The 8,204-nt window shown below is 58.1% G+C and carries 8 protein-coding genes; 2 read left to right on the top strand and 6 right to left on the bottom strand.

The window, feature by feature from the left end; genetic code table 11:
• Nucleotides 1-534 precede the first annotated feature (534 nt).
• The 6 genes from P3C39_RS32120 to P3C39_RS32095 all read right to left on the bottom strand — a co-directional run bounded on the left by P3C39_RS32120 (nt 535) and on the right by P3C39_RS32095 (nt 6,349).
• Nucleotides 535-879, bottom strand: coding sequence for an SMR family transporter (locus P3C39_RS32120; RefSeq protein WP_128244152.1), 345 nt, complete (start codon nt 877-879; stop codon nt 535-537).
• 136 nt (nt 880-1,015) lie between these two features.
• Nucleotides 1,016-2,071 (bottom strand): betaine/proline/choline family ABC transporter ATP-binding protein, encoded by a 1,056-nt coding sequence (locus P3C39_RS32115; protein WP_196815426.1) that lies wholly within the window; start codon nt 2,069-2,071, stop codon nt 1,016-1,018.
• The gene (locus P3C39_RS32110) at nt 2,068-3,027 is read right to left on the bottom strand and encodes an ABC transporter permease subunit (RefSeq protein WP_245265423.1); all 960 of its coding nucleotides are present in this window, start codon (nt 3,025-3,027) and stop codon (nt 2,068-2,070) included. Before P3C39_RS32110 ends, P3C39_RS32115 begins: the two co-directional genes overlap by 4 nt.
• Nucleotides 3,028-3,250: 223 nt before the next feature.
• The gene (locus P3C39_RS32105; RefSeq protein ID WP_275955010.1) at nt 3,251-4,246 is read right to left on the bottom strand and encodes an ABC transporter substrate-binding protein; all 996 of its coding nucleotides are present in this window, start codon (nt 4,244-4,246) and stop codon (nt 3,251-3,253) included.
• A 126-nt stretch (nt 4,247-4,372) separates the two neighbouring features.
• Nucleotides 4,373-5,461 carry a mandelate racemase/muconate lactonizing enzyme family protein gene (locus P3C39_RS32100; protein WP_024505666.1) on the bottom strand — a complete coding sequence of 363 codons (1,089 nt, stop codon included), beginning with the start codon at nt 5,459-5,461 and terminating at the stop codon, nt 4,373-4,375.
• Nucleotides 5,462-5,488: 27 nt separating this feature from the next.
• Entirely contained in the window at nt 5,489-6,349 is an 861-nt protein-coding gene (locus P3C39_RS32095) for a LysR family transcriptional regulator (RefSeq protein ID WP_050580551.1), read from the bottom strand.
• 144 nt (nt 6,350-6,493) lie between these two features.
• Here P3C39_RS32095 and P3C39_RS32090 point away from each other — a divergent pair, with 144 nt between their 5' ends.
• Both P3C39_RS32090 and P3C39_RS32085 read left to right on the top strand, forming a co-directional pair.
• Complete coding sequence (locus tag P3C39_RS32090) at nt 6,494-7,402, top strand: NAD(P)-dependent oxidoreductase (protein WP_127295375.1); 909 nt, start codon at nt 6,494-6,496, stop codon at nt 7,400-7,402.
• 25 nt (nt 7,403-7,427) lie between these two features.
• Nucleotides 7,428-8,201, top strand: coding sequence for a class II aldolase/adducin family protein (locus tag P3C39_RS32085; protein ID WP_275955011.1), 774 nt, complete (start codon nt 7,428-7,430; stop codon nt 8,199-8,201).
• Nucleotides 8,202-8,204 lie beyond the last annotated feature (3 nt).

Raw genomic sequence — 8,204 nt, 5'->3', positions numbered from 1 at the left:
TTCCCGGCAAGGAAAGCACACCTTCAGCGTCGCGGAAGTGATGCTACGCAACTTCGAGTCAATCTGGGAAACCAGGAATGGCGCCGGACGCGCGCGAGAGTTGCAGTAAGCCGTTCGGTTTTCTCGAGCTTGCGCAAATATGGTGAGGACGCACCGCTCAGGTTCGGCAGCGGAAAACACCGCTCCCGAATCTCGCGGCGTAAGCCTGATCGGTAGATCCACGCTGTGCGAGCTAGACTAGCGTGCTGCGCGTAAATCCGACGCCATCGTCGTCGTGGCTTCGGCCCGTTCTGCCAGTCCGTCTTCTGTGGGCGTCGTCTTTCAGATCCTCTAACCCCACCGCCAACTGATCGATCTACCGCGATGAACGCTCCAAACCGTTGGCAGCGAATCTGGCGCTCGAACTTGGCGATCCGTATCTGCTGCCGGCCAACCAGCGCGCATTCTCCGACGCCTTCGCATCGTGGACCGTGAGGTCGGCGGATTTCCAAACCTTAGCAGCTCGACTGCCAGGGCGACTAACGAAACTCGCTATCAGTGAGCAACAGTCTTGGAGAAAATGTTGATCACCACGACACCGCAAATAATCAGAATGATCCCCAATATCGCAGGCAGGTCAAGCGGCGACCTATAGACGTGAACGCTCACCATAGCCGTCAGCACCATGCCGACACCGCACCAGATTGCGTACGTGACACCCAGGGGAATCAATTTGAGGGCATGGGAGAGAAAGAACAACGCGACAATAAAGCTGGCGATGGCAGCTGCAGTAGGTCCAAGCTTCGTGAATTGCTGTGTTTTTGGCAACAGCGATGAACCGATGACTTCCGACACAATACCCAATACGAGGGCTCCGTAAGCTGTGACCAGAGGGTTCATACAGTCATTTTCCCGGGCGACGCCTGAAAAGCCTTAGCACAAAGATGTGCAGCCATGGGGTACGGCATTTTCTCGGCAACAGCGAGGTCCATTCGATTGGGGAGCGCCATGGGAATCCCATTGTCGTGGTCCTAACTCACAAGTCGCTATGGTTCCGCCCGGTCGCCACCGCGGGTACAAGCGCCTTCAGAACATCAGTCATGTTGAGCGTACCCACCCGAACTCCGTCCGAGTGTACCGCGAAGGATTTGTCGGCGACGCCATGGGATCGCAGGATCGCCCGCTCCAAGGTCTCGTCCCCGTCCAGGACTTCATAGCCGTCGTCCTCGGTGATCGTCTTCTCCATTACCGATCGGACGCGAAGGACGCGTGCGCGGTTGATATCGCTGACGAAGTCTTCAATGTAAGGGTCGGCGGGGTTGAGGAGAATGTATTGCGGCTCCCCCTGCTGCACGATCTCGCCGTCCTTCAAGATCACCAGGTGGTCCGCAAGCTTGAGAGCCTCATCGAGGTCATGTGTGATGAATACGACGGTCTTCTGGAGGTCCTTCTGCAGTTCGAGGAGAAGGTCCTGCATGCTCGACCGGATGAGTGGGTCCAGCGCTGAATAGGCTTCGTCCATGAGCATGAGCTCGGAGTTCGACGTCAGAGCCCGGGCGAGGCCGACGCGCTGCTGCATGCCCCCCGAGAGTTGGTGGGGATACAGCGCCTCCGAGCCCGCCAGACCGACCCTGTTCAGCCACTTGCGGGCCGTCTCGTCGGTCTTTGCCCGTCCGTCGCCGCGCACCGAGCACGGCATACCGGCATTCCTTAGGACTGTCTCATGCGGCAGCAGCGCAAACTTCTGAAAGACCATCGACATCTGAGTGCGGCGCAGCTGCCGGAGCCTCGCCCGATCGAGTTTCATGATGTCCGTCCCGTTGACTATTACCTCACCCGCCGTGGGGTCGATAAGGCGGTTGAGGTGACGGATCAGGGTCGATTTTCCAGAGCCCGAGAGGCCCATGATCACCGTGATCTCGCCTTTTTTGATCTCAACATTAATGTCGCGCAGCCCGAGCACATGGCCGTGGGCCTGCAGCATGTCTTTCTTATGCATCCCCGACTTCGCGTAAGACACCATGGCCGGCGCATTGTTGCCGAAGATCTTATAGAGGTTGCGGATTGATACGAAACTCTCGGTCATACTCATGTCCGCGACTGGTGCATCTTGTTGACGCGCTGGAGGGCAGCCCGGCTGACCCGGTCGAGCACAATGGCGAGGAGAACAATGCCGAGGCCTGCGACGAGGCCGACGCCGAGTTCAAGTTTGTTGATACCTCGCAGGACAAGGGTTCCCAAGCCAGGCGCAGACACCAGCGAAGCGATCACGACCATGGATAAAGACAGCATGATGGTCTGGTTGATCCCCGCCATGATGTTCGGCAACGCGAGCGGCAACTGGACGCGATAGAGCTTTTGCCAAGAGGTCATGCCAAACGCCTCCCCCGCTTCCAGAACGTCCTTGTCCACCAGCCGAATGCCCAGGTTAGTGAGCCTGATAGATGGCACCACGGCGTAGAGAATGATTGCTATGCCGTAGAGCTTCGGCTCCGTGACACTGAACAGAAATATCAGCGGGATAAGATAGACGAATGTGGGCAACGTCTGCAGCAGGTCTAGAAAAGGCGTCAGCCAACGCTCCAACCGATTACTGCGTGACATCGCAATGCCGATAGGCACACCGAACAGGACGCAGATGAACGTACAGACCATTATGATGGCGAGCGTCTGCATCGCGTAGCCAAAATGGTCAATGAACGCCAACCCAAGGAACGCCACCAGCACGAACATCGTCACGCCGATGCGACGCCCGGCAAAATGGGCGATGGCGACCAGGATCAGGATCGCGGCCCACCACGGAAGCATTTGCATGATGTCGATGGCGTTACGCAAGGCCCAACTCAATGGCTGCGTAACCGGATCCAGAACCACTTTGATGGGATCTTTCACATTCAGGAACAGGCGTTCCAACCCGGCAGTCATGTCGCGGGTGCGAGGGATGGCGCCGCAGGCCTTGTGAAGGGCGTCCAGGGATGGAAACGGGAAAGATTCGGTTTGGTCGGTCCCCGCGGCGCCAGTCTTTGCAAGTAGATCGTCCATCGACATGGGACCACCGATGGCGCCGACGTCGCACCACGACCGCAGTCCCAGCGAGTCAAAAGCTCTTTCGTACGCTGCCATGTGTCGCCTTAAATCGCGGTACTCCGGCAGCCGGGCTCATCAGCGCGTGGCACCGGAATTGGACGAGAGGTGCTTGTCGACGTGCTTGAGGTTGCCAAATCAGTGAACAGCCCGTCACGTCCATTAGGTGGAAGTGAAATGATGGATCTCACTTCAGGACTGCCGCAAGCTTTTCCTTGGCTTCGGGGCTGAGCCAGTCCGCCCAAATCGTTTTGTAGGTGGTCAGAAAGTGAACCGCAGACTCATCGGCCGAAGCCTTCTTGCTATCCTGCCAAGCCAGGGTCTCGCTCATCTGCTCATTCGTGAAGGTGACCTTAGACATTAGCGCTGCTATCTCCGGCTCACGCTTCTCGAAATCCGTCGTCGCTGCCGTTACGACTTCTGCCGGCGGATAAGCCGACTTACCGGGTTTCTTGCAGGTTTCGACCGCGTTGCAGGCGTGGATCTCAGGGACGTACGGGCCAATGTCGACCTTGACCATCTTGTATTTGCCGAGCACGGATGTTGGACCCCAATAGTAACCGAACCAGGGCTGCTTGTTCTCGTTGGCCGAAGCTATCGCCGCTGCCAGCGTCTCTCCGGAGCCGTGATTAAAGACTTCGATGCCGTGGCTTTTCAGATCGAAGGCTTCCGCCAGATGGTCGTTGGTGATCTTACAGCCCCAGCCTTCGGGGCAATTATGGAATTTGCCGCCTACCCAGTCGGGATGCGCCAGAATGCCATCGATCTTCGCAAGTTCCGGATGTTCGTCCACCAGGTATTGCGGAACCCACCATGCATCAATGCCGCCGGGGGTGAGGACATGGCCCAACGTCTTGACTTTACCGGCGGCCAGCAATCCTGGATAAGCCGGCGCGCCGTTGAGCCAGAGTTCGGTCACGATGTCGGGGCGGCCGGTCTCTGCGACAGAGGTGACTGCCGTAGCCGTAGCCGATGGGACCACCGTGACCTTGCAGCCGTATCCCTGCTCCATCAGGAACTTGGAGACGGCGGTGACGATCGACCCCGAAGCCCAGTTCATCTCGGTGATGGTGACGTCGCCGCATTTCGCTTCGGCCGCGGACGCGGCGAGCGTTGCGATAAACACAGCGGCAGTAAGTTTAAGCGTGCGTGAGAGCATTGTCTTCTCCTGTTGGTTTTCCATTCCAGGCGATTCTCCTCGGCGGCTAGAGGCTACCGGGCCGGTTCCCCACTTAGGAATTATAGGAATATCGAACATCTAACTAACGAATATAATTCGGGCCTGACATCGACTTTTTCGATGCCAAACCTAATGGTCGATGGCGAAGCGGGTCACGGCAGCCTCGTCGAAGGTGAAGCCTGTGCCGGGACGGACGGGTATGATGATGTCGCCATCCACGATCTTCATCTCTTCGCGGAACAGTGGGGCGTACCACGGCATGTGTTCAACGGAGATGCAATTGGCGGCAGAACCGGCAATGCAGAGGCTATGCTCGGTAAATATGTGAGTGGAAATCGGCAGGCTGTAAGCCTCCGCCAAGGCTGCAACCCGGCGCATTTCGGTCAGCCCGCCAATCCTCTGGAGGTCCGGCATCAACACATCTGCGGCGCGGGCCTCGATCGTGTTGCGGATACCAAAACGCGTCCACTCTGTCTCACCCGAGGCAATCGTCAGATCGAGCGCGTTGCGGACCTCGGCCTGGCCCACGAGGTCATGGACCGAGACCGGCTCCTCCAGCCAACCGATGTCGAGCTCCTCAAGCATCCTGCCAAGTCGGATCGCCTGCTTTGGCGTGAGCGCCTGGTTGGCGTCCGCGAGAAGTTCGATGGAGGGTCCAACGGCCTCGCGGACAGCCCTCACGCGTTCAAAATCCTCTCGCGGGTCGGCCTTGCCAACCCGCACCTTCATCGCCCGGAACCCCTGGTCCAGAAAGGTCGCCGCCTCATTAACCAGTTCGTCGATGTTCTGGGAAAGCCAGAGGCCGCCGCTGGCATATGTGCGAATGCGATCCCTGCAGGCCCCGAACAGATGATGGAGCGGCCGGTCCGCACTTTTGCCGATCAGATCCCAGCAGGCCGTGTCAAGTGCGGAGAGCGCCGAGATCGTGACGCCTGCATAACCGGTCGGGTTAATTTCGGACCAGATCGCAGAATTGATCGCCGTCACATAGTGAGGATCCTGGCCCACGATGCGATGCGAGAAGCCGCGCACCATCTCGTCGAAGGCTTTAAGCCGGACGGCGTTCAATGTGAAGATATAACTCTGGCCCACCAGCCCTACATCGGTTTCTAGATACACGAGCAGGCACCCGACGGAGCGCATATTATGAATGGCCGTGGTGATCGGATTGGCAAAAGGCACGTCCGTCAGTCGGGTCTTCAACGTGGTGATTTTCATGTCATCTCTCTGGCTTTGGACCGGAATTCAGGCGATCGTATCGCGCAAGGCTTGCACAGCGGTTTCGATAAATTCGGGCGCAATGACGTCAATACGAACGGCGACGAAGACTGTTCGTTGAAAGCGCGGAGCTCCCTCGACCAGATGCAGGCGGCCACATTTGACGTGCTGGGTCACGGACTCGGCCAGGAAATACCCGGAGCCGCCGTTAGCCAGGATATGATCCATTGCTACCGCTGAACTGCGGATAGTAAGCTTGTGGCTAAACACGCCAGGAAAATGCATGCTGTGCTGGGCTCGGAACGTTTCACCCCAATCCACGAAGACGTAGCCAGGAACAACGCCGCTTTGAACCGCACGTGGCTTGGTCGAAACCATCACGAGTTCTTCGCTGATGAGCGGCTCGATCCGTGCCTCCGCGCAATGACGTGGGTCGTAAAGCACAGCAATGTCGAGCAGTCCGGCTCGCAGTCTCTCCATAAGAATATCCGAGCGCTCGCTGATCGCGCTTGCGACGCCGTCCGGCAATGCCTTGGCCATGCATTCCAACCAGCCCGGCACGACGCGGGGCCAATGGTTATCCTCGACGCCCAAGGTGACGAAGGCATTAAGGCCTTCCGGCAGGGTGGCCACCTGCTGCCCGCGCTCCCAAGCGCGTACGATATTCACGGCGCTCGCATGGAACTGATGACCGCCAGTCGTAAGCGCCACTCCGTTGCGCTTACGGTGAAACAGTTGGCGGTTCAGCCTGCGTTCGAGCGCCTTTATCCTCGCACTAATGGTCGACTGGGTGACGTTAAGCTGGTCGGCAGCATGCTGGAAGCTACCAGCCGCGCCGACTTCTAGGAAAGCCCTGATGTGCTCGATGTTCAAGAAAATGACTTTCAAATCGAATTCTTCGATGTGACTCCGTAATTATATTCGTTTGCCACGTCAATCAGGGTGAGAAAGACTGCCTGGCCGAAAACCAGTCACAACAGCGCCTGCTCAGACATGCCAAAAACGGGCTGGCTGGCCACAACGGAGATATCTATGCGGATTGCATTCATTGGGTTGGGCAATATGGGCGGGCCAATGGCCAGCAACCTGGCACGCGCCGGTTACGAGCTTGCCCTGTTCGACCTCGATTCAAATAAGGTTGATGCCGTGCGGGCGACGGGAGCAGCGGCCGGCAACCATGCAATCTCGTCGGCCACCACCGCTGCCGAGGCCGCCTCCGGCGCCGATATCGCGTTCACATCGCTGCCAAACCCGAAGATCATCGAGGCCGTGGCGCTGTCCGAACAAGGCATTCTCGCCGGGCTGCCGAAAGCCTCCGTCTGGATCGACCTTTCGACCAACAACTTGGAGTGCGAGCGACGCATCCGCGCCGCTGCCACCGACCGGGAGATTGCGTTTCTCGATGCACCGGTTACTGGCGGGATTGAAGGAGCAGCTGCCGGAACCCTGATGATCATGGTCGGCGGCGACAAGCATGTGTTTGCGCGGTGCAAGCCGGTTCTGGAAAAGATTGGCAACCGGATCATGCATCTTGGCCCTCACGGAGCTGGCTACGTGGCCAAGATTTCGCAGGTCGTGCTTTGCTACCTAAACTCGGTGGCGCTGAGTGAGGCGCTGATGCTAGGAGTAATGGGTGGGGTTCCTGCTGCGACCATGCTCGGAATCATCCAAGGCAGCACCGGAGCGAGCTATGTCGCGGACCGCTACGGCCCGGCTATTCTTGACGGAAGTTACGATCCCGGCTTCGCGCTCGGCCTTGCACACAAAGATTTGGTCCTGACCCTGGAGCTGGCACGAACTGTCGGCGCCACGTTGCCCATGTGCGAACAGGTTGAGGCGATCTACAAAAAAGCCGTCGATCAGTACGGTTTTGACCAGAACCACCTCATGGCGGTGAAGCTCTTGGAAGAGCAGAATGGCACATTTCTCCGCTCCATTTGACAATAACCGATCGAAAGGAAAACCAATGGCACATGAGATGAAAGCCGAGGACTTCAGCGTCCAGGGCGGCCATGCGAACATCTCCAAGGAAGAGTGGGAAGCGCGAGTCGACCTCGCTGCCCTGTACCGTCTGGCGAATATTTACGGCTATGACGACCTGATCTGGAATCACATCACGATGCGGGTGCCAGGCACCGATCACCAGTTCCTGCTGAACCGCTTCGGCCTGCTTTACAACGAGGTCACGGCGTCGAACCTGATCAAGGTCGACGAGCAGGGTAAGGTTCTATACGGCCCGCCAGACGTCAATACCGCCGGTTTCGTGATCCATTCAGCAATTCACAACACCCAGCACGACATGAAGGTGGTGTTCCACAGCCACGCGCCGGCCGGCCTGGCCATCACTGCGCTGCAGGATGGCCTTGAGTTCCTTACCCAGGATGGCTCGATGCTTTGGGGCGACATCGGTTATCATGATTGGGAAGGACTGTCCCTCACACTCGAGGAGCGGGACCGCCTCGCTAAGAACATCGAGGGCAAAAAATGCCTGATCATGAAGAACCATGGATTCCTCGCGGTGGGTGCTACCGCCGGTGAAGCCTTCATGAATCTTTATTACACGGTCCGTGCCTGCCGCGTGTTAATTGATGCCTATTCTACGGGGCTCAAGCTCGACAAGAGCCGTGAGGACATCTGGCGCCTGGCGCACCGCCAATATGACGATTTCCCGCTCGGCAAATATGAATGGCCCGCCCTGTTGCGCCAGTGCGACCGGGTTGATCCCTCGTACCGTTATTAATCG

Source organism: Mesorhizobium sp. XAP4 (genome assembly GCF_029269325.1).
Lineage (GTDB): Bacteria > Pseudomonadota > Alphaproteobacteria > Rhizobiales > Rhizobiaceae > Mesorhizobium > Mesorhizobium ciceri.
This window is presented reverse-complemented; position numbering and strand designations above follow the sequence as displayed.

Coding starts and splice junctions, on each gene's coding strand:
- P3C39_RS32090 (WP_127295375.1), top strand. CDS start 6,494: ATGCGGATTGCATTCATTGGGTTGGGCAATATGGGCGGGCCAATGGCC.
- P3C39_RS32100 (WP_024505666.1), bottom strand. CDS start 5,461: ATGAAAATCACCACGTTGAAGACCCGACTGACGGACGTGCCTTTTGCC.
- P3C39_RS32115 (WP_196815426.1), bottom strand. CDS start 2,071: ATGAGTATGACCGAGAGTTTCGTATCAATCCGCAACCTCTATAAGATC.
- P3C39_RS32120 (WP_128244152.1), bottom strand. CDS start 879: ATGAACCCTCTGGTCACAGCTTACGGAGCCCTCGTATTGGGTATTGTG.
- P3C39_RS32085 (WP_275955011.1), top strand. CDS start 7,428: ATGGCACATGAGATGAAAGCCGAGGACTTCAGCGTCCAGGGCGGCCAT.
- P3C39_RS32110 (WP_245265423.1), bottom strand. CDS start 3,027: ATGTCGATGGACGATCTACTTGCAAAGACTGGCGCCGCGGGGACCGAC.
- P3C39_RS32105 (WP_275955010.1), bottom strand. CDS start 4,246: ATGGAAAACCAACAGGAGAAGACAATGCTCTCACGCACGCTTAAACTT.